This window comes from Mesorhizobium sp. M1227, from assembly GCF_040318315.1.
In the GTDB taxonomy this organism is placed as follows: domain Bacteria; phylum Pseudomonadota; class Alphaproteobacteria; order Rhizobiales; family Rhizobiaceae; genus Mesorhizobium.
In genome coordinates, this window is the sequence record NZ_JAMYLZ010000003.1 from 229,023 (window position 1) to 251,144 (window position 22,122).

The 22,122-nt window shown below is 63.1% G+C and carries 25 protein-coding genes and 1 riboswitch; of the genes, 18 read left to right on the forward strand and 7 right to left on the reverse strand.

Annotated elements, in window-relative coordinates; genetic code table 11:
* Nucleotides 1-330: 330 nt before the first annotated feature.
* The gene (locus NKH28_RS06645; RefSeq protein WP_352618929.1) at nucleotides 331-1,242 is read right to left on the reverse strand and encodes a phosphatase PAP2 family protein; all 912 of its coding nucleotides are present in this window, start codon (nucleotides 1,240-1,242) and stop codon (nucleotides 331-333) included.
* A 346-nt stretch (nucleotides 1,243-1,588) separates the two neighbouring features.
* On the opposite strand from NKH28_RS06645, the gene NKH28_RS06650 reads away from it, so the two are divergent.
* The 4 genes from NKH28_RS06650 to NKH28_RS06665 all read left to right on the forward strand — a co-directional run bounded on the left by NKH28_RS06650 (nucleotide 1,589) and on the right by NKH28_RS06665 (nucleotide 4,660).
* Nucleotides 1,589-1,906, forward strand: coding sequence for an ArsR/SmtB family transcription factor (locus NKH28_RS06650; protein ID WP_023676569.1), 318 nt, complete (start codon nucleotides 1,589-1,591; stop codon nucleotides 1,904-1,906).
* Nucleotides 1,903-2,385: an SRPBCC family protein gene (locus tag NKH28_RS06655; RefSeq protein ID WP_352978273.1), complete on the forward strand. Its 483-nt coding sequence runs from the start codon at nucleotides 1,903-1,905 to the stop codon at nucleotides 2,383-2,385. Before NKH28_RS06650 ends, NKH28_RS06655 begins: the two co-directional genes overlap by 4 nt.
* A gap of 351 nt (nucleotides 2,386-2,736) precedes the next feature.
* On the forward strand, nucleotides 2,737-4,134 hold the full coding sequence (gene mgtE, locus NKH28_RS06660; protein WP_502894205.1) for a magnesium transporter: 1,398 nt from the start codon (nucleotides 2,737-2,739) through the stop codon (nucleotides 4,132-4,134).
* A gap of 139 nt (nucleotides 4,135-4,273) precedes the next feature.
* Nucleotides 4,274-4,660 carry a MerR family transcriptional regulator gene (locus NKH28_RS06665; protein WP_023676566.1) on the forward strand — a complete coding sequence of 129 codons (387 nt, stop codon included), beginning with the start codon at nucleotides 4,274-4,276 and terminating at the stop codon, nucleotides 4,658-4,660.
* Nucleotides 4,661-4,679: 19 nt separating this feature from the next.
* On the opposite strand, the gene NKH28_RS06670 is transcribed toward NKH28_RS06665, so the two are convergent.
* The 3 genes from NKH28_RS06670 to NKH28_RS06680 all read right to left on the reverse strand — a co-directional run bounded on the left by NKH28_RS06670 (nucleotide 4,680) and on the right by NKH28_RS06680 (nucleotide 6,791).
* Nucleotides 4,680-5,186 (reverse strand): methyltransferase family protein, encoded by a 507-nt coding sequence (locus NKH28_RS06670; protein ID WP_352817090.1) that lies wholly within the window; start codon nucleotides 5,184-5,186, stop codon nucleotides 4,680-4,682.
* A 16-nt stretch (nucleotides 5,187-5,202) separates the two neighbouring features.
* Nucleotides 5,203-6,201 (reverse strand): heparan-alpha-glucosaminide N-acetyltransferase, encoded by a 999-nt coding sequence (locus NKH28_RS06675; RefSeq protein ID WP_352978276.1) that lies wholly within the window; start codon nucleotides 6,199-6,201, stop codon nucleotides 5,203-5,205.
* Between the two features lie 218 nt (nucleotides 6,202-6,419).
* A complete protein-coding gene (locus NKH28_RS06680; RefSeq protein WP_352978278.1) occupies nucleotides 6,420-6,791 on the reverse strand; it encodes an SRPBCC family protein in 372 nt (123 codons plus the stop codon).
* Between the two features lie 140 nt (nucleotides 6,792-6,931).
* Nucleotides 6,932-7,129, forward strand: a riboswitch (cobalamin riboswitch).
* Nucleotides 7,130-7,165: 36 nt separating this feature from the next.
* Between NKH28_RS06680 and NKH28_RS06685 the strand changes: the two genes are divergently transcribed.
* The 5 genes from NKH28_RS06685 to NKH28_RS06705 all read left to right on the forward strand — a co-directional run bounded on the left by NKH28_RS06685 (nucleotide 7,166) and on the right by NKH28_RS06705 (nucleotide 10,089).
* Nucleotides 7,166-7,345 carry a CbtB domain-containing protein gene (locus tag NKH28_RS06685; protein ID WP_023676561.1) on the forward strand — a complete coding sequence of 60 codons (180 nt, stop codon included), beginning with the start codon at nucleotides 7,166-7,168 and terminating at the stop codon, nucleotides 7,343-7,345.
* 15 nt (nucleotides 7,346-7,360) lie between these two features.
* Complete coding sequence (locus NKH28_RS06690; RefSeq protein WP_352978280.1) at nucleotides 7,361-8,143, forward strand: CbtA family protein; 783 nt, start codon at nucleotides 7,361-7,363, stop codon at nucleotides 8,141-8,143.
* Complete coding sequence (gene cobU, locus NKH28_RS06695; RefSeq protein WP_352978281.1) at nucleotides 8,136-8,657, forward strand: bifunctional adenosylcobinamide kinase/adenosylcobinamide-phosphate guanylyltransferase; 522 nt, start codon at nucleotides 8,136-8,138, stop codon at nucleotides 8,655-8,657. Before NKH28_RS06690 ends, cobU begins: the two co-directional genes overlap by 8 nt.
* Nucleotide 8,658: 1 nt before the next feature.
* Entirely contained in the window at nucleotides 8,659-9,276 is a 618-nt protein-coding gene (gene cobO / locus NKH28_RS06700; protein ID WP_352918907.1) for a cob(I)yrinic acid a,c-diamide adenosyltransferase, read from the forward strand.
* A gap of 498 nt (nucleotides 9,277-9,774) precedes the next feature.
* The gene (locus tag NKH28_RS06705; protein WP_352470255.1) at nucleotides 9,775-10,089 is read left to right on the forward strand and encodes a hypothetical protein; all 315 of its coding nucleotides are present in this window, start codon (nucleotides 9,775-9,777) and stop codon (nucleotides 10,087-10,089) included.
* Nucleotides 10,090-10,116: 27 nt separating this feature from the next.
* Here the strand turns inward: NKH28_RS06705 and cbiB are convergent, their stop codons facing one another.
* Entirely contained in the window at nucleotides 10,117-11,088 is a 972-nt protein-coding gene (gene cbiB / locus NKH28_RS06710; protein ID WP_352978283.1) for an adenosylcobinamide-phosphate synthase CbiB, read from the reverse strand.
* Here cbiB and cobD point away from each other — a divergent pair.
* From cobD to NKH28_RS06725, 3 genes are all read left to right on the forward strand, one after another.
* Nucleotides 11,087-12,145 (forward strand): threonine-phosphate decarboxylase CobD, encoded by a 1,059-nt coding sequence (gene cobD / locus NKH28_RS06715; protein WP_352978284.1) that lies wholly within the window; start codon nucleotides 11,087-11,089, stop codon nucleotides 12,143-12,145. The two genes, cbiB and cobD, sit on opposite strands and share 2 nt — an antisense overlap.
* Nucleotides 12,142-12,645, forward strand: a complete 504-nt coding sequence (locus NKH28_RS06720) for a tyrosine phosphatase family protein (protein WP_352681651.1) — start codon at nucleotides 12,142-12,144, stop codon at nucleotides 12,643-12,645. The genes cobD and NKH28_RS06720 overlap by 4 nt, the downstream gene beginning before the upstream one ends.
* 62 nt (nucleotides 12,646-12,707) lie before the next feature.
* On the forward strand, nucleotides 12,708-13,919 hold the full coding sequence (locus NKH28_RS06725; protein ID WP_352978286.1) for a serine hydrolase domain-containing protein: 1,212 nt from the start codon (nucleotides 12,708-12,710) through the stop codon (nucleotides 13,917-13,919).
* 63 nt (nucleotides 13,920-13,982) lie between these two features.
* Here NKH28_RS06725 and NKH28_RS06730 read toward each other — a convergent pair whose 3' ends face one another.
* Together NKH28_RS06730 and NKH28_RS06735 are read right to left on the reverse strand one after the other, a co-directional pair.
* A complete protein-coding gene (locus NKH28_RS06730) occupies nucleotides 13,983-14,786 on the reverse strand; it encodes a creatininase family protein (RefSeq protein WP_352539639.1) in 804 nt (267 codons plus the stop codon).
* Between the two features lie 57 nt (nucleotides 14,787-14,843).
* Nucleotides 14,844-15,227, reverse strand: a complete 384-nt coding sequence (locus NKH28_RS06735; protein WP_352470263.1) for a RidA family protein — start codon at nucleotides 15,225-15,227, stop codon at nucleotides 14,844-14,846.
* Nucleotides 15,228-15,606: 379 nt separating this feature from the next.
* Here NKH28_RS06735 and NKH28_RS06740 point away from each other — a divergent pair, with 379 nt between their 5' ends.
* The 6 genes from NKH28_RS06740 to NKH28_RS06765 all read left to right on the forward strand — a co-directional run bounded on the left by NKH28_RS06740 (nucleotide 15,607) and on the right by NKH28_RS06765 (nucleotide 22,039).
* Nucleotides 15,607-16,611 (forward strand): ABC transporter substrate-binding protein, encoded by a 1,005-nt coding sequence (locus NKH28_RS06740; RefSeq protein WP_352613967.1) that lies wholly within the window; start codon nucleotides 15,607-15,609, stop codon nucleotides 16,609-16,611.
* Between the two features lie 3 nt (nucleotides 16,612-16,614).
* Nucleotides 16,615-17,457, forward strand: coding sequence for an ABC transporter ATP-binding protein (locus NKH28_RS06745; RefSeq protein WP_352613968.1), 843 nt, complete (start codon nucleotides 16,615-16,617; stop codon nucleotides 17,455-17,457).
* Entirely contained in the window at nucleotides 17,444-18,295 is an 852-nt protein-coding gene (locus NKH28_RS06750) for an ABC transporter permease (RefSeq protein ID WP_352978289.1), read from the forward strand. Before NKH28_RS06745 ends, NKH28_RS06750 begins: the two co-directional genes overlap by 14 nt.
* A gap of 241 nt (nucleotides 18,296-18,536) precedes the next feature.
* Complete coding sequence (locus NKH28_RS06755) at nucleotides 18,537-19,835, forward strand: cytosine deaminase (protein ID WP_352978415.1); 1,299 nt, start codon at nucleotides 18,537-18,539, stop codon at nucleotides 19,833-19,835.
* Nucleotides 19,835-21,232: an FAD-binding oxidoreductase gene (locus tag NKH28_RS06760; RefSeq protein WP_352978417.1), complete on the forward strand. Its 1,398-nt coding sequence runs from the start codon at nucleotides 19,835-19,837 to the stop codon at nucleotides 21,230-21,232. Before NKH28_RS06755 ends, NKH28_RS06760 begins: the two co-directional genes overlap by 1 nt.
* A gap of 225 nt (nucleotides 21,233-21,457) precedes the next feature.
* Nucleotides 21,458-22,039: an NAD(P)H-dependent oxidoreductase gene (locus tag NKH28_RS06765; RefSeq protein WP_352978291.1), complete on the forward strand. Its 582-nt coding sequence runs from the start codon at nucleotides 21,458-21,460 to the stop codon at nucleotides 22,037-22,039.
* Nucleotides 22,040-22,122: the final 83 nt, after the last annotated feature.

The window sequence follows — 22,122 nt, forward strand, 5'->3', positions numbered from 1 at the left end:
CATCAGAGGAGGATGTGATGGCAAGGCTGCCAGCTGCCTGCCGATGGTGGCTGGCTGGAACTACATGCTTTGCCGCTGCCGAACCATCCTCAATACAGGTCGCCACAGAATCGTAGAAAAATGGCTTAAAATCGACGCGGGAGGCGTTGCGGCGCTGCATCTCGACCGCACCATTAAATTCGAAAGCGGAATCTCTTGCCCGTTGAAATTCGAGCACGGCAGGGAGCGTCCATGTCGGGGCACGTGCTTTTTGCCTGATTGCGGTCGCGAGTTTGGCTTATGCGAAGTGGCCATCGGCAGGCATGGCCATCTATCGACAAGCGCACATAACTATTCGCGCACCAGGCGTCCGGTCGCCCACCAGATCACCGATACAACAACGATCGATGCGTAGCCGTCCATGGCATAGTGCCAGCCGGTGAACACCGATCCGTACAGGATCAGGGCTGCAAAGGTCCAACCCAGAACGCCAAGCCAGCGATTGATCGATGACAGCAAATAGGCGTTCAATGCGGCAAAGGCGACATGCATGCTTGGCATGGCCGAGATGCCGCCGCCAAGACTTGGCCGGCCGCTTTGGTAAGCCATCAGGAGATATGCCGCGGGTTCCCGCACCATGTAACTATGGTCCAGCCTGTCCAAGGCCACATTCAATCCGTGGAAGCGATCCACGCCGACAAAGTGGTGGTAGTAAACCGGTCCGACCGATGCCAGCGCCACGGCCAAGACCGTTCCGAGGACGGACAACGTCAGCGCTGCTGCGCAGAGATAGCGGATGCGGGCAATCTCGTCCGACCAGAGCGACACGAAAAGGATGGCGCCGAACCACTGGTAAAACCAAATGACTTCATAGCTGTTGAAGACGACGAACGACCAGTTGTTGCTGTCGAGCTTATGGACGATCTCCCATGGCGGCATCCCGTGCAGCCATTCATCAGCGTCGGCCAACCAGTTGTCGGCATAGTATGGGACGACGGACGGGATGGCGATCTTGTAGGTAGAGAACGCGGTCAAGCTGGCAAAGAAGAACAGCAGCACCAGCAGACAACCGCGCCAGCGCCCTTGAACCAAATCCAGTGCGTAGCGAACCGGTTGCCGCCGGCCATGGATTAGCGCGGCACAGCAGACGCCGCCGATAAACAACACCGGAATGCCAACAAGAAACTTGTGAGAATAGATTAAGGCGGACGTATAGAATATTTCTGGATATAATGCAGATGCGCCTAAAACGTATGTCGCCATGAACAAGGAGAGGCTCAATTGCCATATGGCGGAGGGCCTGTAGCGAGAGGCTTCCGTGGTTAGGGCCAAACCAATTTACCTGTTCTTAACGTTTCGCCGGAGAGACACATACACCGGTAAGGTAAAAACCTTGCTGCCAGGTTTACTTTTCGCCGGTGGTCGACATTTGCCGGCCGGCCCGCATGCGGTGGATCGATTCCCTGAGCAGTCTTGCATCCGCATCGCTGTCCATGCCCCCGCGTGAAGGAATTGCCCCGGAGCCTCGGGGCCGAGCCGGCCGGTTGCTTGAACACGGGCCCGCCACGCCCTCGGTTGACTTATCATAAGTTTTAGCTTATCATAAGTCATGATTTATGATTATGCAGGAATGGTGGCCTTGGCCGATCCGACGCGCCGCAAGGTGTTCGAGCTCATCGCCGATCGGCCACGCTCGGTCATAGATCTGACGCGAGTGCTTCCGGTCTCGCAGCCGGCGGTATCGCAGCACCTCAAGGTCTTGAAGGAAGCCCGGCTGGTCCGCGCAGAGCCGAAAGGTGCCAGCAACATCTATCATCTCGACCCGCATGGGCTCGGCGAGATGCGTGCCTGGCTCGACCGCATGTGGGGCGATGCGCTCGACGCCTTCAAACGGGAAGTCGACAACAGCAAGGAGAAGAGGAAATGACGACCATGATCAAGCCCGCGCCGGTCAGGAAGTCGGTGACGGTGGAGGTGCCGCTCGACAAGGCATTCGATGTGTTCACCACAGGATTCGGGCGCTGGTGGCCGGCTTCGCACTCGATCGGCAAATCCGCCCTGACGACCGCGGTGATCGAACCGAAAGCCGGCGGCCGCTGGTACGAGATCGACGAGGATGGGTCACAATGCGATTGGGGCGAGGTTCTCGCCTGGGATCCGCCGTCGAGGCTGACGCTCGCCTGGCGCATTGGAGCCGGCTGGCGCTACGATCCGGCATTGCTGACCGAAGTCGAGATCCGCTTTGTCGCGCTCGGCGAGAACGCGACGCGCGTGGAACTCGAGCACAGGCTTCTGGAGAACATGGGCGAAACCGCAGAGGCGATGCGCGAGGCCTTCGAATCGGAGGATGGCTGGAGCGGTCTCCTGGACCGCTATGCGGCTGAGGCCAAGCGCCACGCCGCCTGATCGGGAAGCCGTTAAGTCCAATATCCAGCGAGGCCGTCGCACCGTCGGCCTCGCCGTTTTTGAATCAGTGTCGATCTGCCCATCTGGTTGACCGGGGCGGGGAGATACGCTGCCCTTTACCTGCCGCCGCGAAGGTCTGCAGCGCCGCAGGTTTGTAGAACGTCCTCTCCTCCTACCATCCGGTATGCGCCGCGTCGTTTGGACGCGCGAACGGCGCTGTAGCAATTTGTCGTTGTGCATGGTCCTTTCGCAAAATCGATTCCGATTGTCAGGATCATGGTCTAGACCTGACAGGCACCTTATCCGGAAATCCGATGGCGGGAGGCGCTGGTGGAAGGCCAGGACGAACAGATGACCGGCGCCAGGGCGGCTGAGGAGCGCCGCGCCGACATCTATGACGAGGACGGCGTCATCCTGTCATCGTTCCTCGCCCAGATCGGTGCCGCGATCGCCGATCGCGATACGCTGACGCTGAAGCGCGAAGTCGACGATCTGCACCAGTCGGAACTCGGCCACCTGCTCGAGGCCCTGCACCCGGAACAGCGACGCGCGCTGGTCGAATTGCTGGGCAAGGATTTCGATTTTTCCGCGCTGACCGAGGTTGACGAGGCGATCCGCCGCGACATCGTCGACAGTCTGCCCAATGCGCAGATCGCCCAGGCGGTGCAGGATCTCGATTCCGATGACGCGGTCTACATTCTCGAAGACCTCGACCAGGAGGACCAGGACGAGATCCTGTCGCAGCTGCCGTTCACCGAGCGGATCAGGCTGCGGCGTTCGCTTGACTATCCCGAAGAGACCGCCGGCCGCCGCATGCAGACCGAGTTCGTCGCGGTGCCGCCCTTCTGGACGATCGGCCAGACCATCGACTACATGCGCGAGGACAACAATCTTCCCGACCGTTTCAGCCAGATCTTCGTCATCGATCCGAGCTTCAAGCTGCTCGGCGCCATCGACCTCGACCAAATCCTGCGTACCAAGCGCTCGGTCAAGGTCGAAGAGGTCATGCATGAGACCAGGCATGCCATCCCGGCCACCATGGACCAGGAGGAGGCGGCACGCGAATTCGAACAATACGATCTTCTGTCCGCCGCCGTCGTCGACGAGAACGAGCGGCTGGTCGGCGTGCTGACCATCGACGACGTCGTCGACGTCATCCAGCAGGAGGCCGAGGAAGATCTGCTGCGCATGGGCGGCGTCGGCGACGAAGAACTCTCGGACAGCATCTTTTCGACCTCGCGCTCGCGCGTGCCCTGGCTGCTGGTCAATCTTTTGACGGCTTTCCTGGCGGCCTCGGTGATCGGCCTGTTCGACCGCACCATCGAGCATATCGTGGCGCTGGCGGTGCTGATGCCGATCGTCGCCGGCATGGGCGGCAATGCCGGCTCGCAGACCATGACGGTCACGGTGCGGGCGCTGGCGACCAGGGACCTCGACATCTACAATGCCGGCCGCATCATCCGCCGCGAAATCGGGGTGGGCTTCATCAACGGCATCATCTTTGCCATCCTGATCGGCCTCGTGGCTGCTGCCTGGTTCCACGATCGCAATCTCGGCGGCATCATTGCGGCTGCGATGATCATCAATATGTTCGTGGCGGCTCTGGCGGGCATCCTTATCCCGCTGCTGCTCGACCGCTTCAAGATCGATCCGGCTGTGGCTTCGGCGGTTTTCGTCACCACGGTCACCGATGTCGTCGGTTTCTTTGCCTTTCTCGGGCTCGCCACATGGTGGTTCGGTGTGCGCTGAACGTCACCTCAATTGACTTTTACGTAAATGCCATGCGAGGCTTTGAAATGTGCCTTGTCCGCCGATTCTGGCACGCGCCTGGGCGCCGGCGGCGCCGGCCAGTTGGAACTCGCGGCGTGGCCGGGGCATTGGAGTGACGATGCGGGAATATTATTCGATCACGGAGCTGACCCGCGAATTCGACGTGTCGACGCGGACGTTGCGCTTCTATGAGGACGAAGGGCTGGTACAGCCGGTAAGACGCGGCCGCACGCGGCTGTTCCGTCCGTCGGACCGGCATCTCATCCGCCAGATCATGCGGGGAAAAAGACTCGGCTTCTCGATCAACGAAATCCGCGAGATCATCCAGATGTACAGGGAGCCGCCCGGCGAGGTAGGCCAGCTCAAGCTGATGATCAAGCGCATCGAGGAAAAGCGCGAGGATCTTCGCCAGAAACGCCGTGACCTCGAAGAGACCCTGGCAGAGCTCGACCAAGCCGAGGAATCCTGCGTCGAGCGGCTGGTGGAACTCGGCGTCACCACATGAGCGTGGCGTCAGCGCCGGCTCAAATCCAGCGCCGCACCCTTTTGGCGTAGTCCCGGTATTTCTTGCCGAATTTGGCCGTCAGCACCTTCTCCTCGCTCTCGATCGTCAGCTTCTGCGTCAGGAACGCCGCGATGACTGCCAGCGGCAGGAACCAGGCGATCCCAGTGACAAAGGCGAGGCTGACCAGCAGCAGCGTGTTGGCGAGGTAGATCGGGTTGCGGCTGACGGCGAAGGGTCCGGTGGTCACCAGATGGTCAGGCACGCCGTTCGGGTTGAGCGTCGTCTTGGCGCGGATCATGGTGCGGATTGCCGTGAACCAGAGCGCGGCAACCGCCACCAACCCCACAAGGCCGGCGGCGAACAGGATGTCGCCGAGAAGATCGCCGATCCACGGCAGTGGATAGAGCAGCCCTAGCGCGACGCTGACGATGATGGCGGCGACATAGATCAGCGGCGGCCATGGGATGTGCCCCAGCTTCGGCTGCCCAGGATTTTGCTGCACGGGTTTCGGGTGACTGTCGCTCATTATTGTCCTCCCTCGATTAGCGCGTTCCCGGTTCCGCCGCCTCGGTTTGGGCGGTGCAGGTGCCGGCGAGCTCGCCAATATGCGCCTTCCACTCCGGGGACTGGTCGTCGCTGTTGAGCCGGTCAAGCGAGGCTTCGCCCTGGAGAGTGTCCAGCATGCAGGCACAATAGCTGGAGCAGAACTCGGTGTCGCGTGCCTGCTCGCAGGATATCTGGCAGGATTTCAGAAATCTCACCTCCCTGGTTTCGGCCTGCGCCGGCATGAATTGCGAAAACAGCCAGACCGAGCCGATCAGCACCGGCTGATGGATCAGATAGAAAGCAAGGCTGTGCCGGCCGATGAAGACCAGCGGATTTGCCCAGCGGCCGGGCGCCAATGCCGACAGCCGCGTCAGCGCGCCGGAGGTGGCGGCGAGCTTGGCAACCGCGATGCCGGCAAGTACGGCGCCGAACCAGGGCAGCAGTGGAACGTAGTCGTTGGAGCGCGGGTTGGTCGCCGACAGGCCGACCCACCACAAAGCCGGATGATCGAACGTTTCGGATCGCAGGTAGAAAGGCGCAGCGACGACGAATACGGCGACAAGCAGCGTCAGCAGCGCCGGCAGGCGCAGGAACGCCAGGCCGAGCAGGCTGGCGAGCGCGATCTCATGCAATATGCCGAAGAAGATGAAGCCGTCGGGCGTGGCGATGCGGGTGACCAGCGATATTGCGAGCGCTGCCCCGGCAACCATGGCGAAGCGCTTCCAGAAGCCGGTCCAGCGGATTTTTTTGCCATGGGCGAGATAGAGGCTGATGCCGACCAGGAACAGGAAGCTCGAGGCGATGCAGCGCGCGTAGATTTTCCACCAGCCGAAGGCGGTGAGGCCGGGATCGGTGTAGCCGAAGAATTCGAGGTCCCAGGTGAAATGATAGCTCGCCATGGCAAGCAAAGCGATGCCGCGTGCAATGTCGATAACGGCGATGCGCTTCGACTTCGGTTGATCCTGAACGGCTGCGGTCGGCGTGTCGATGCTCATGGTCTCGCTGTCTTGGTTCAGCCCCGGCAAGACGACTATCACGGTTGCCACCGTCAAAAGAAGCTGGGCCTTGCGTCGTGTTGGCGCCGGTCGGCATCAGGGCTGCTTTAGGCCACAGCCGGAAAGCCTTTGGCCGGCGTGCTGGCGTTCTTCGGCCTGGGCGCGGTTTTCGCGACACTCGGCCTGCTGGCGGCGGCCTGCGGCTTCGTCACCTGGCGCTATCTGCCCAAATCGCTTTGATGTGCGAGCGCCGCATGGCGCTCGCGGAGCCAGTTGTGGAAGCGGTGCAAGTCGTATCCCTCGGGCATCAGCACGCCGGTCTTATGGCGCATCGAGCGCAGGCCCATCTGGTTGACCTCGCAGATATCAGCATCCTCCTCCAGCACCTGGGTACCGAACGCGACGATGTTGTCGATATCGGCGGCCGGATCGGCGAGCGCTTCGCGTCGCGGCAGACGAGCAGCCAGTTGCGATACCAGATCGCCTCGAGATCGCGCTGATAGGCTGCGATGTCCCAATAGGCTGTTTGACGGCAGCGTCGGCTCGGGCCGCGTCAGGCCGTTGGATCGCTTGTTCGGGCTGGGTTGCATGCCGGCTTCCTCCCCATCCGCCAGCCGACACCCGGCTGCGAAAATTGTCAATCGCGGCGCCGGTCTGCGAACTTGGCGAGGCGGCGCATTCGCCACACGATCCGGCGGAATTTGGTTTGCCGGGCGCGGCGATTCTGCCTATAGTCGCTGATGTCGTCGGTTCCGTTTGGAACCAAGAGGGAATGCGGTGCGGGCGAAATTGTTTGCCCAATGCCGTGGCTGCCCCCGCAACTGTGTGCGGTAGTCCTCTCCATATGCCACTGAAGGTTCGCCTTCGGGAAGGTGGGGAAGGGCGCTGATCCGCGAGCCAGGAGACCTGCCGGCGACAGGAAACTGACTTCTATGCCCTCGGGTGGAGGGCGAAAGGACAAGACATGAATACCGCTTCCGTTTCGCTCGGCGCTTCCGCCTCCTCGCAGTCGCGTCTCATGCAGCTGGCGCTTGCTGCATTCCTCGGCATTTTCGTCATGGGCTTTGTCGGCTTCTCGCATATCGATGCGGTCCACAATGCCGCGCACGACTATCGCCATTCGATGGGCTTTCCCTGCCACTAACAAGGGGCTGACATCATGACACTGTTTCGCAACGTCGTGTTCATCGCGGCGATCGCAGGGCTTGTGGCCGGCGTGGCTCTCGCCTGCATGCAAGCCTATGCCACGGTGCCGCTCATCCTGAAGGCGGAAGTCTACGAACAGGCCGGCGGCGGCCATGACCATACCGCGGCACCTGCGGCACCGGCCGAAAGCGCCGCGGGCACGACGGCTATGAGCAGCGCCGCGCCGGCACCGGCTGAAGCAATGGCTCCGGCGGAAGACGAAGGCTGGGCGCCGGCCGACGGTTTCGAACGCTTCGGCTTCAGCGTCGTTGCCAATATCGTCACCGGCATCGGCTTTGCGCTGGTCCTGGTTGCGGTTTCGGAATTCGCCGGCGGCATCGGCAACTGGCGCCAGGGCGTGTTCTGGGGGCTTGCCGGCTTTGCCGTGTTCACGCTGGCGCCGGGCCTCGGCCTGCCGCCGGAATTGCCGGCGATGCCGGCGGCCGACCTTGTCCAACGCCAGATCTGGTGGTGGGCAACAGTGGTGGCGACCGCCGCCGGGCTCGGCCTTATCGCCTTCCGCAGATCGTTGCCGCTGGCGATCCTTGCCGTAGCGTTGATCATGGCGCCGCATATTGTCGGCGCGCCGCAGCCCGATAGCTTCGAGACCGCGATCCCGGAAGGCCTGCACCACCAGTTCGTGGTGGCGGTGACGCTGACCAATCTGGTGTTCTGGCTGGTGCTCGGCGCGGTCGTCGGCGTGGTGCGCGGACGCTTCACGGGCACGGCGACCAGCCTGCGCGACAGCTTTGCCTGACCGCGCTGCCGGGGCACTGACCCTGGTCATCGGCGGTGGGCGGGCCGGCACGAGCGCGCATGCCGAGAGCCTGGTGACGGTCGGCCCGCCGCCTTGGAGCTATATCGCCACGGCGCAAGCCTATGACGACGAGATGCGCCAGCGCATCGCGCTGCACCGCTCGCGCCGCGGCGCCGGCTGGACGACCATCGATGCGCCGCTCGACCTTGCCGGCGCGATCGGAGCGCTGCCTGACGGCCAGCCGGTGCTGATCGATTGCCTGACGCTGTGGCTGACCAACCATATGCTGGCCGACCATGATGTCGAGGCCGAATGCCGGAGGCTGGCCGATGTGCTGTCGCGGCCGCGTGGGCCGTGGTTCGTGGTGTCCAACGAGGTCGGCCAGGGCATCGTGCCGGACAATGCGCTGGCAAGACGGTTTCGCGACGCCGCCGGCCGGCTGAACCAGGACGTCGCTTCTGTTGCCGGCACCGTGCTTTTGATGGTGGCGGGGCTGCCGCTCAAGGTGAAATGACATGGCTGATACTATCGATCCCAAGGACGAGGAACGCCACCGCGCCAAGATGGCCAAGCGCAAGGCGGTGCAGGACGCAGAGGTCGCGGCCAAGACGGTCGAGAAGGGGCTGCTGATCGTCAACACCGGACCGGGCAAGGGCAAGACCACGGCCGCCTTTGGGCTGGCACTCAGGATGCTCGGCTATGGCAAGCGCGTCGGCGTCGTTCAGTTCATCAAGGGCAAATGGCACACCGGCGAGAAAGACGCCTTTACCGCCTTCGGCGACCGTGTCGTCTGGCACGCCATGGGCGAAGGCTTTACCTGGGAGACACAGGACCTGAAGCGCGACATCGCGGCGGCCGAGGCTGCCTGGGCGAAAGCGCTGGAGCTGATGGCCGAGCCGTCGATCAGCCTCGTGGTGCTCGACGAGCTGAACATCGCGCTGCGCTACGACTACCTCGATCTCGAAAAGGTGGTCGCGGCGCTGAAGGCGCGTCGCGAAGGCCTGCATGTCGTCGTCACCGGCCGCAACGCCAAACCGGTATTGGTCGAGGCGGCCGATCTGGTCACCGAGATGGGCGTGACCAAGCACCACTTCTCCGCCGGCGTGAAGGCGCAGCAGGGGATCGAGTTCTGAGGGGTGTTGCTGGCGCCTCTTCTTCCTTCTCCCCTTGTGGGAGAAGGTGGATTGGCGCGCAGCGCCAAGACGGTTGAGAGGTGCTGGCCGGGGCGCTGTTGGTGCCAAGCTGGAACACCCCTCATCCGGCCGCTTCGCGGCCACCTTCTCCCACAAGGGGAGAAGGGAAAGCCGCACGAAGCGGCTCGCCCCTGGAATGGTAAGGGTGAGGGGCAGCGCCGACCTGAAGCGATCATTTGAGGCGCAGCCCTATTTTGTTCTTGCTTTGTGCCGGCAGCTATGCTACTAATTTCGGTATGGTGCTAATTGGCTCCAACGACCCGCCGCATGGCGGGTTTTTGTTTCGCCTGAGATCGGGCGAAGATCACAACAGAATTACGACCGTCGAGATTACCCCAAACAGTGCGATCAGCAGAAAGTCGGCGATCCGGTAGAGTTTCAGTGCCGCCGGATGTCAGGGGATAGAGTTCTGGTCGCTTGCGAAGCTGGAGATTGTTCGTGGACCAGGCGGTAATCGTCTATCTTATTCTCAATGATGGTCAGTTTGGTGCCGCTGACGAACGCGAATCCATTTATGCGCTCGAGGATCGGCTAGAGAAAGCTATCGAGGATGCATCGGTCGGCGAGTTTGACGGTGACTTGTTTGGTGAAGGCGAATGCATCCTCTACATGTATGGGCCAAACGCTGAACGACTTTTTGTCGTAGTCGAACCCTTATTGAAATCTTCTCCCGTAGCTGCCGGTGGGTACGCGATCAAAAGGTTTGGCGTGGAAGCCGATCCGAGCGCAAAGGAAGTCCGTGTTACCTGGTAGGTCGGGTTTGCCGACCCATTCGGACGTTCACGCGGCGATGACGATCACCGCGATGATTCCGAACAGCGCGATCAGCAGTAAGTCGGCGACGCGGTAGAGTTTCAGGGCCCGTCGGATGTCGGTGCTCTCGACATCATCGCGCCGGCCGCCTTCGCCCATCAATGCGTCTTCGACCATCACGCCGTCATAGGAACGGGGGCCGGCGAGCGCCAGGCCGAGCCCGCCGGCCATCGCTGCTTCCGGCCAGCCGGCGTTGGGCGAGCGGTGTTTTTTCGCATCGCGCCGCACGGCGTGCCAGGCGCCCTTGGCGTCGGCGCCCTTGACCAGAAAAGCGGCGAGTACGATCAGCAGCGCCGTCAGCCGCGACGCCGGCAGATTGATCCAATCGTCGAAGCGCGCCGCCGCCCAGCCGAAGGCTTCGTGGCGCGGGGTGCGATGGCCGATCATCGAATCGGCGGTGTTGGCGGCCTTGTAGGCGACGCCGCCGGCGAGCCCGCCGATACCGAGCCAGAAGGCGGGAGCGACGACGCCGTCGGAGAAATTCTCGGCTAGGCTTTCGATCGCGGCGCGGCAGACAGCGGCCCTGTCGAGCTTTTCCGGGTCGCGACCGACGATCCGCGAGACGGCAATGCGGCCCATATCCAGTCCGCCGCTGTCGAGTGCGTCGGCGACCGCTTCGACATGCTCGGCCAGGCTCTTCTGCGACAGCAGCGACGTCGCCAGGATTGCGGTGACCAACAAGCCGAGGGGAATGCTCCAAAGCAAGGTTTCGAGCCAGAGGGCGAGGGCGGCCGGCACCAGCACGATCACCAGCAGCGCGACGACGCCCCAGCCGCGACGGTGGGCGTCGGAATCAGTGGCGCGGTTGAGCCTGCGGTCGAGAAAGGATATCAGCCTGCCGAACCAGGTGACGGGATGGCCAATGGCATCGAAGAGCCGGGCCGGGTAGCCGAGTACAAGTTCGATGGCCAGCGACAGGAAAGTGATCAGGATCGGCATGAAGTCTCTTGATGGAGTGACGGCGGCAGTGGACCACGGCGGAAGCCTTGGCCGGGCGAGGGCGCTTTTCCCTCACGCGCCGCTGCCTTTCGTCGACCTCTCGACCGGGATCAATCCGCACTCCTACCCGCTTTTCGATTTGCCCGCCACCGCCCTGTCGCGATTGCCGGAAACAGCGCGCAGCCGCGACTTGGCTGAACGCGCGGCAAGCGCCTATGGCGCCCCGTCGGCGGCGAATGTCGCAGCGGCGCCCGGCACGCAGATCCTGTTGCCGCGCGTCGCTTCGCTGGTCAGCCCGGGCACGGCGCTGGTGCTCGGGCCGACTTATGCCGAGCATCGGCGGGCAGCGGCGATCGCCGGCCATGCGGCGGCTGAAGTCGATGATTTCGAAGCCCTGGCGGCGGCCGACCTTGCCGTCGTCGTCAATCCCAACAACCCGGACGGGCGCGTCGTCGAGCGCGAAAGATTGCTTCGACTTGCCGGGACATTACGCGCCAGAGGCGGGCTGCTGGTGGTCGACGAGGCCTTCATGGATGTCGGCCCGCGCAGCGAAAGCCTGGCCGGCGACGTCGACCAGGGCGGCATCGTCGTGCTGCGTTCGTTCGGTAAGTTCTTCGGCCTGGCCGGCCTGCGGCTTGGCTTTGCACTGGCCGATGCGCTGACGGTCGGGCGGCTGGAGGCGCAATTCGGGCCATGGGCAGTTGCCGGGCCGGCGCTCGAATATGGCATAAGGGCGCTTGCCGATACCGGCTGGCAGGCCGGGATGCGGCGCCGTCTGGCCGAGGATGCCGCACGGCTCGATACGCTGTTCGGCCGCTTCGGCGTGCCGTTCGCCGGTGGCACCACGCTGTTCCGCTATATCAGGCTGGCGAACGCCGCCGGCCTGTTTTCGGCGCTCGGCCAGCGCGGCATCCTGCTTCGGCATTTCGCTGGCCGGCCGGATGTGCTGCGCGCCGGCCTGCCGGGAGCCGACGAAGAATGGCGGCGGCTCGAATCCGCACTTGCCGGCTGGGCCTCGCGGCGCGACGATGATGCCAAGGGAGAAACGATCCAATGATCCATGTCTGCTCGCTGTCCAAAGTCGAGGAAACGGTAACGAAGACGGGGGCCGGCCGGCTGCTTTCGCTGCTTGCCGCCGGAACGGAGGTGATGCGACCGGCCTCGATCACCAGGGAAAACCATCTGCATCTGGTCATGCACGACATTGCGGTGGCGCAGGAGGGCATGACGATGCCGGGCGAGGAGCATGTCGTGAACCTGCTCGATTTCGCACGCCAATGGGATCGCTCGCGGCCGCTGGTGGTGCATTGCTATGCCGGCATCAGCCGCTCGACCGCCTCGGCCTATATCATCGCGGCAGCGCTGGCGCCGAAGCGCGACGAGGCCGAACTGGCCGAGACGCTGCGCGCGCTGTCGCCCACGGCGACACCCAATCCGCGGCTGATCGCAATTGCCGACGCACTGCTCGATCGCAGGGGCCGGATGATCGAAGCGATCCAGGCGATCGGGCGCGGCGCGGATGCTTTCGAAGGCACGCCGTTCGAATTGAAAATCTGAGCCTAAAAACAAATTCCAGGAAAAGTGCGCAGGAGTTCTAGCACACGGCCAAGGGGCGAATGATGATCGGGAGAATTTTGGCCATCGTTGTTGGCGTGGTCTGCGCGACAGGCAGCGCCATGGCCGCGTCCATGCCGGCTCTCAAGTCGATCGACCTGGCAGCGCTCCAAGCCACTGTCGAGGGTTTGGCCAAAGAACTTATGCTGCCCGGTGCCATGGTTTTGCTCAAGACTCCGCGGGGCAACCTCGTCTTCGGCTACGGTACGACTGAACTGGGTGCCACGAACCCGCCGCGCGCCGATACCCACTTCCGTGCGGCCTCGAACACCAAGACGATGACGGCCGCTGTAATCGTGCAACTGGTGCAGGAGGGGAAACTGAGCTTCGCCGATCTGATCTCGAAATACGTCCAGCGCGTTCCCAACGGCGACGAGATAACCATTCGGCAGCTCATAACAATGCGGAGCGGCCTCCCTAACTTCACCAATGCGCCGGAACTTGCCGAAAGCCTGGACAAGTATCCTTACAAGGTATGGACCGCTGATGAAGTACTCGGCATGGCGTTCAAACGGCCGCCGGACTTCGCGCCGGGTGCCGAATTCGAGTACAACAACACCAACTACTATCTGCTCGGCCTTGTTGCCGAGAAGATCGACGGCAAGCCGCTCTCGACCATCTTCCGGGACCGCCTGTTCGGACCGCTCGGCATGAAGAACACGGCGTTGCCGCCGAGCACGTCGAACGCCATCCCCGAGCCATACTCAAACGGCTATCTCTACGGCAGTACTTCGTACGCCCTGGCTGATGCGCCCTATCCGGACGACCTCCAGGCTGCGGCCAGGGCGGGAACGCTCAAGCCCAACGACGACACATGGCAGAACCCGTCCGCCTACTTTGCGGCTGGCGGAGTCATCTCCACCGCGGATGACCTCGCGACCTGGATGCGCGCGCTAGTCGGGGGCAAGCTCTTCAATGCCGACTTTCAGCGGCAGTGGCTTGCAAGCCCTGAGGCGCCGGAGCCGGGCGAACCCGCCATGCAAAAATACGGCTATGGCATCCTAACGCTGACCTTCGGGCCTAACGAAATCTACTATCACGAAGGCGAGATGCCCGGTTACCAGTCCTTCATGGGCTACGATCCGGCCAATGACGTCACCCTGGTCATATGGACCAACCTGACTCTCGCGCTCGACGGCCAGGCGACCGCCAACACCTTGATGGTGAAGATACTGGACGAAATCTACACGGTGTCGCCGCTTCAAGAGGTGAAGTGAGGATCCTCGCGCGCGAATGGAATCGCCCTCGTGAGCGAGGCCTGAACTGGTGGGATCAAACACCTACGCCAACCAATCCGCCAGCTTTGCCTTGCCCACGTCCCTCAGCAGGCCGATGAAGCCGTCGGCCTGATGCTCGGCGGTGAGCCGGCCTTTTTCGGCGGTGGCAATGCTGGCGTCGCCGACGACGCCATTCGGGTTGAGATCGCTGGCGATCCAGGCGAAGGCGTGCGTTCCGGTGTGGCGCAGCAGCGAAAATTCCTTTTCGGCGCGGGCGACCTTGGACACGAAATTGTCGGCCTTGGCCATGTCGACGAGGTCGGGCCGGAAATGCAGCATCAGCGAGGTCTCGACGTCGCCGCCATGAATGCCGTGGCGGTCCTCGAGCTCGGTGTACATGCCGGCCGGCCGGCCAAAACGCTGCCAGCTGGTCTTTACCGCCAGCATCTTTGCCCGCACGCGCAATTCGCGGGTGATGATGCCCATGATCTCCTCATTGCCGCCATGCGAGTTCACGACAATCAGTTTTCGGACGCCGGCGCGCGCGACCGACAGGCCAAGTTCGGTCCACGCCTCGACCAAGGTCGTCGCCGGCAAAGTGAGGGTGCCCGGCGCATGCAAATGCTCGTTCGACTTGCCTACCGCCTGGACCGGCAGGATGCGGATGTCGAGATCGCCGGGCAGGCGCGCGATCACCGTTTCCAGCATGCCGTTCATGATCGAGGTGTCGGTCGAGACCGGCAGATGCGGGCCGTGCTGCTCAATCGCCGCCAGCGGCAGAACGGCAATGGTCGCCTCAGGATCGACGGTCGCGTATTCGGTGGTCCGGTAGTCACCCCACCATACGCGTTTTTTTGCAGCGGTCATGTCATGCCCTCTTGAACCGACAAGCCCAGACCTAACGCGGGAACGATCGGCTGTCGATCATCCCGCCGCAATGACCTCGATCTCGACCTTGAATTCCGGCCGGGCAAAACCGGACACGATCATCAGCGTCGAGGCCGGCGCCGGGCTGGCAAACAGCCGGTCGCGAACCTCCATATAGGGCCGCAGGAAGGCGCGGTCGGTGACGTAGGTGTTGATGCGGACGATGTCGGACAGGCCGAGCCCGGCCTCGCCGAGAATCGCCGCTATGTTCTGGAAACAAAGCTCGGCCTGTGCGCCGGCCTCCTCGGGGATCTGGTCGTCCGGGGTGATTGCGACTTGGCCCGAACACAGCACCAGCCGCTTGCCGGGCGGCAGTTCGACACCATGGCTGTAGCGGGCGAAGGGCGGCTTGATCGACTTCGGCGTGAGAAATTTGAACATGGCAATCTCCGTTCACGGCAGCCTATCGCATCGGCCCGAAAATCGGGATCGATTTTCGGAAAGCACGATGCGAAGATTCAAAGTTTTAGAGCGTACTTTGTGCGTCCAAGTGGACGCACGTCGCTCTAAGGCCGGATCGATGCGGGCATCAAGATGGCGGTGCATGTCACGAGGGCGATTGTGGACAGGCGATCAAAAAATAGGCACGATGCCTTTCGTACAGCATGACCCGTCCGGCCTTCGCGCCGCCATTGCTCAGGCGGGCATTGCACAAGCGGGCGGTCCCGGCGCAACGCGCCGGTGGCATGTGTCTTGCTTCTTGAAACAATGGTGTCGAGCCCGACGCGTGACGCGCCGGAGCGAACAAAGGGTGGTGTGGATGTACGGAAAACTCAAGATTTCGGCGGGCGTGATCGTGCTGCTTGGCGCAGGCACGCTTGCCGCGGCAGCGAACGAAAAAGTCACCTTCGGCACCAACTGGCTGGCCGAGCCGGAGCATGGCGGTTACTACCAGGCCGTGGTGGACGGCACCTATGCCGCCTGCGGCATCGACGTGACGATCATGCAGGGCGGCCCACAGGTCAGCGGCCGGCCGCTGCTGCTGGCCGGCAAGATCGATTTTTACATGGGCGGCAATCTGCTGTCGGCCTTCGATGCCGTGCAGCAAGGCATACCGATGCGCGTCGTGGCGGCCGACTTCCAGAAGGACCCGCAGGTCATCATGTCCCATCCCGGGCAGGGGCTGGACAAATGGGAAGACCTGAAGAACGCCGAGCAGTACATCCTCGGCGACGAAGGTGCGCAGACCTTCTTCCAGTGGATGGTCACCGACCTCGGCTTCGATGCCGCCAAGCGCGTGCCCTACACCTTCAACCCGGCACCGTTCATCGCCAACAAGAAGTCGATCCAGCAGGGTTACGTCACCTCGGAGCCATTCGCCGTCCAGAAGCAGGGCGGTTTCACGCCGAACCAGTTTCTGCTGGCCGACTATGGCTGGGACACATATGCAACGACGGTCGAGACCATGCAGGAGACGATCGACAAGCGTCCCGAGGTGGTCCAGTGCTTCGTCGATGGCTCGGCCAAGGGCTGGTACAATTATCTCTACGGTGACAACAAGGCCGCCAACGAGATGATCAAAAAGGAAAATCCGGACATGACGGATGAGCAGATCGCCTTTTCGATCGAGCAGCTGAAGAAGTTCGGCGTGGTCGATTCCGGCGACAGCGAAAAGCTCGGCATCGGCGCCATGACCGATGCGCGCATCCAGAGTTTCTACGACAAGATGATCAAGGCCAAGGTCACGCCGGCGGGCATCGACATCAAGAAGGCCTATACGCTGGCCTTCGTCAACAAGAGCGTCGGGCTCGACCTGAAGAAGTAGGCCGTGAAGCTGGAGAAAGTGGCGCAACAGCCAGGAAGTATACCAGGGCCGACGCTGTTGGCGCTGCGCGGTGTCGGCAAGGTGTTTTCCAACGGCGTTACCGCGCTCAGCAATGTCGAGCTGACGATCCGGGAAGGCGACTTCCTCAGCCTGCTCGGGCCGTCGGGCTGCGGCAAGTCGACGGCGCTGCGGCTGATTGCCGGCCTGTCGACGCCGACCTCGGGCGTGCTCGACTGGCGCGGCAGCGGCGCCCTCGAGCGTTCGAATATCGGCGACCGTTCAAATATCGGCTTCGTCTTCCAGGAGCCGACGCTGCTGCCCTGGGCCGACGTCTTTGACAATGTCTGGCTGCCGCTGCGGCTGAAGGGCGTGTCGCGTGCCAAGGCGGCGCCGGCGGTGATGGAGATGCTGGCGCGGGTTCACCTGACCGGCTTCGAGAATGCCGTGCCGCGCGAACTGTCCGGCGGCATGAAGATGCGCGTCTCTATCGCCCGCGCCATGGTAACCAAGCCGCGCATTCTGTTGATGGACGAGCCGTTCGCCGCACTCGACGAGATCACCCGCTTCAAGCTCAACAACGACCTTCTCGAGCTATGGCAGGATGAGCGTTTTACCGTCGTTTTCGTCACCCACAGCGTCTTCGAAAGCGTATTCCTCTCCAACCGCATCGTCGTCATGGCGGCGCGGCCGGGCCGGGTGTTTGCCGAGCTTGCCGTCGATGCATCCTATCCGCGCGACGAGGCGTTTCGCACCTCGCCCGACTATGCCGCGCTCTGCCGCCAGGCATCCGACGTGCTGATCGGCGCCATCAACTCAACTGCCGGACCGCATCATGACGGCCATTGAAGAACCAGTCCTGGCGCTCGACCCGGAGGAGGCGCGCCGCGTCCGCCAGGAGCGCTTCGAGCGCATCGGCAGATGGCTGCTGCCGCTGGCGATCATGATCCTGGCCATCTGGCTGTGGGACCGCATCTGCGTCTGGAACGACATCCCGAAATACATCCTGCCGCGTCCCGGTGTGGTGCTGCAAACGCTGCACGACGATGCCGGGCTGCTGTTCTCCTCGCTGTTAGTGACACTCACGATCACCTTCTTGAGCCTGCTTCTCGCCGTGGTCGGCGGTGTCGGGCTGGCAGTGCTGTTCGCTCAGTCGAAATGGGTCGAGATGTCGTTCTTTCCCTTCGCCATCGTGCTGCAGGTGACGCCGATCGTCGCGATCTTTCCGCTGATCAATATCTATGTCGACAACCAGACGACGAAGCTTTTGCTTTGCGCCTGGATCGTCGCCTTCTTCCCGATCCTCTCCAACACCACGCTCGGCCTCAATTCTGTCGACCGCAATCTGCGCGACATGTTCAAGCTCAACGGTGCGACCCGCTGGCAGCAATTGCGCTATCTGCGGCTGCCGGCGGCGATGCCTTATTTCCTCGGCGGGCTGAAGATCGCCGGCGGCCTATCGCTGATCGGCGCGGTGGTGGCAGAGTTCGTCGCCGGCGCCACCGGCCAGTCGTCCGGCCTCGCCTCGCGCATCATCGAGGCCGGCTACCGGCTCAACGCGCCAAGGCTGTTCGCGGCGCTGATCCTGATCTCGCTCACCGGCATCCTGATCTTCCTGGTGCTGTCGCTGATTTCGCATCTCATTTTGCGGCGCTGGCACGAGAGCGCGCTGAGGCAGGAGCGGTGATGGTGCCGTGTTTTGTGGGCAAAAGCTGCCTGTCGCCCATCCCGGCGTCAGCGCTGCCCCTCATCGCCCTGCCGGGCACTTCTCCCCGTATAGTGACGGGGAGAAGGACGCCTTCCTCGACGATCTCGCCCATCACCAGCGTTGCTGAAAGTGCGCCGCGGTCGCGGTCAGCCCCTTCTCCCCGTCTCTATACGGGGAGAAGGTGGCGGCAGCCGTATGAGGGGCAGCGATGACCTCTGCGATGATCCCCAAATCCGGCCAATTCGTCCTCTCCAAGGTCCGGCTTCACGCCTCCCTGACGCTCGGCCTTGCCGCTCCTTCCGACGCCGACGGTTTTGCACTCGCCGATATCGCAATCGCCGATGGCAAGATCTCCGGGATTACGGCGCATCGATCCAACGCACCGGCGGACGCCACCGACCTCGGCGGCCGCATCGTGCTGCCGTGCTTCGTCGATTGCCACACCCATATCGACAAGGGCCATATCTGGCCTCGAAAGCCCAACCCGGACGGCACTTTCATGGGCGCGCTGAATGCGACCGGCGCCGACCGGGCGGCGCGCTGGAGCGCCGACGACGTTGCCCGTCGCATGGATTTTTCGCTGCGCTGCGCCTACGCGCACGGCACCAGGGCGCTGCGCACGCATCTCGACAGCGTCGCGCCGCAGGAAGAGATCTCCTGGCCGGTGTTCGAGACGATGCGGGAGAAATGGCGCAGCCGCATCGAGCTGCAGGCGGCCTGCCTGCTCGGCATCGAAGGCGTGCGCGACAGGAAATGGTTCGAGAGGCTGGCCAAGCGGGTGGCTGCCGCCAAGGGTGTCCTCGGGGTCGTCACCTACATGGTGCCGGATCTCGAAGAATTGCTCGACCAGGTGTTCGCGCAGGCGATCAAGCACGGCCTCGACCTCGATTTCCACGCCGACGAGACCGACGATATCGCGGCGATCTCGCTGAAGAAAATCGCCGAAGCCGCCCTTTGGAACGGTTTTGACGGGAACATCCTGGTCGGCCATTGCTGCTCGCTGGCGCGCCAGCCCGATCTCGACGTGCTCGACACCCTGGACAAGGTCGCCAAGGCCGGCTTGGCGGTGGTGTCGCTGCCGATGTGCAATCTCTATCTGCAGGACCGGCGAGGCGACAGGACAACGCCGCGCTGGCGCGGGGTGACGCTGCTGCACGAGATGAAGGCGCGCGGCATTGCCGTCGCCGTCGCCTCCGACAATACGCGCGACCCGTTCTACGCCTATGGCGATCTCGACATGCTGGAGGTCTACCGCATGGCGACGCGCATCCTGCATCTAGACCATCCCGTCGCGGACTGGCCGCAAGCTGTCACCGCAACGCCGGCCAAGGTGATGCGGCTCGATGGTTTCGGCACGCTTGCCGCCGGAGCGCCGGCCGATTTCGTCGTCTTCAGGGGGCGAAGCTGGACGGAATTGCTGTCGCGACCCGAATCGGACCGCATCGTGGTGCGCGACGGCCAGGCGATCGAGCGCCAGCTGCCCGATTATGCCGAACTCGATGATCTGATGGTGGAATGATGGATATTGCGGCGCTCAAGCGCGACCTGGACGGCCTCAAGGTCGATGACCATCCGGCGATCGTCCAGCAGAAGAGCCGCGACTTCTACTGGTACAGCCCGGTGCTGAAGCAGCAGCTCGAGCACGTCACCGGCGACCTGATCGTGACACCGAAAACCGAAGACGAGGTCGTCCGCATTCTCGCCGCCTGCCACCGGCACGGCGTCCCGGTGACGCCGCGCGGCAGTGGCACCGGCAATTACGGGCAGGCGATGCCGCTGTCCGGCGGCGTGGTGCTCAATCTCGCCGAAATGAACGCGGTCAAGACGATCGCCCCCGGCCGTGTCGTCACCGGCCCCGGCGCCGTGCTCGCCGACATCGACAGAGCGACGCGGGCGCATTCCGGCCAGGAGCTCCGCATGTCGCCGTCGACCTACAACACCGCATCGATCGGCGGCTTCGTCGCCGGCGGCTCCGGCGGTATCGGCTCGATCCGCTGGGGCGGACTGCGCGACCTCGGCAACGTCATCCGGCTGAGGACCGTGACGATGGAGGCACAGCCGCGGGTCATGGAGCTCACCGGCGAGGACGTGCTGAAGGTGATGCACGCCTACGGCACCAACGGCATCATCACCGAAGTCGAGATGCCGCTGACCGCCAGCTATGACTGGATCGACGTCATCGTCGGCTTCGACGATTTCATGGATGCGGCCGGCTTCGGCAACGATCTCGCCATCCAGGACGGCATACTGGCAAAACTGATCACGCCGATCGCAGCACCGATCCCCTACGATTACTTCAAGCGCCACCAGCGGTTTTTCCGGCGCGGCCAAAGCATCGTCGTCCTGATGATCGCACCGCATGCTATGGATGCCTTCCTCGCCTTCACGGCGCGCAGCAAGGGCGAGATCGTCTTCCGCGCCGACAAGGAGGCCGATCTCAAGGGATTGCCGCCGGCCTATGAGCTGACCTGGAACCACACGACGCTGCGTGCCATCCGGGTCGATCCGACGATCACCTACCTGCAGACCCGCTACCCGTCGCCGGACCACCTCGGCCACGTCAAGGCGATGGTCGACCGCTTCGGCGACGAGGTGCCGGCGCATCTCGAATTCATCCGCTTCGACGGCGCAATCGGCATTGCAGGGCTGCCGCTGGTGCGCTTCACCACGGCGGAGCGGCTCGACGAGATCATCCGCATCCACGAGGACAATGGCTGCTGGATCTTCAACCCGCACCGCTACACGCTGGAAGAAGGCGGCATGAAGCGCACCGACGAGGTGCAACTCGCCTTCAAGCGCGAAACCGACCCGCAAGGGCTGCTCAATCCGGGCAAGATGATCGCCTGGGAAAACCCGGACTATGATTATCGCTCGGGCAAGTCGTTCCTGTTCAAGGGGCTGGAGAAGGCGGGTTGAGCCGATGACGGGCGTGTGGCGCTGTACCCCCCTCTGGCCTGCCCTCTTTGCCACCACTTGGCATCTCCCCCTCAAGGGGGGAATTTGGCAGTTCCAACGTCTCGACCATCTTCCAACGTCGTCAACTGGCGAAAGCGATACTGACAGCCGATCTCCCCACTTGAGGGGGAGATGGCCGGCAGGGCAGAGGGGGGTGCTTGGTGCCGACTTGCGAGATGTTCTCCTGTGAACGTCCTCGTCCTCTATGCTCATCCTGTGGAGACCAGCTTCAACGCCGATCTGCACCGGACGATCATCGAGCGGCTGAAGGTCGCCGGCCATGTCGTCGACGACTGCGATCTCTATGCCGAGGGTTTCGATCCCAGGCTGACGCGGGCCGAACGGATGTCCTATCACGACGAACGCAGCGACGGCGATCCGGCGTCAGCCTATGTCGAGCGCCTTCTGCGGGCCGAGGCGCTGGTGCTGTCGTTTCCGGTGTGGAACTTCGGCTATCCGGCCATTCTGAAAGGCTTTTTCGATCGCGTCTTCCTGCCCGGCGTGTCGTTCAAGCTGGTCGACGGCAAGGTGACGCCGTCACTGCACAACATCCGCAAGGTGGTCGCGGTCACGACCTATGGCGGCAGCCGGTTCCGAGCCATGCTGATGGGTGACCCGCCGCGCAAGCTGGTCAAGCGGGTGCTGCGTGCGACGATCAAGCCCGGCGGGTCGGTTTCCTACCTTGCGCATTACTCGATGAACCTGTCGACGGACGAGACGCGGACGAGGTTCATCGCGAAGGTCGCGGCCAGGATGGACGCGTTCTGACGCGGGAGGGGACTTTTCCTTCTCCCCTTGTGGGAGAAGGTGGATCGGCGCGTAGCGCCGAGCCGGATGAGGGGTGCTGGAAG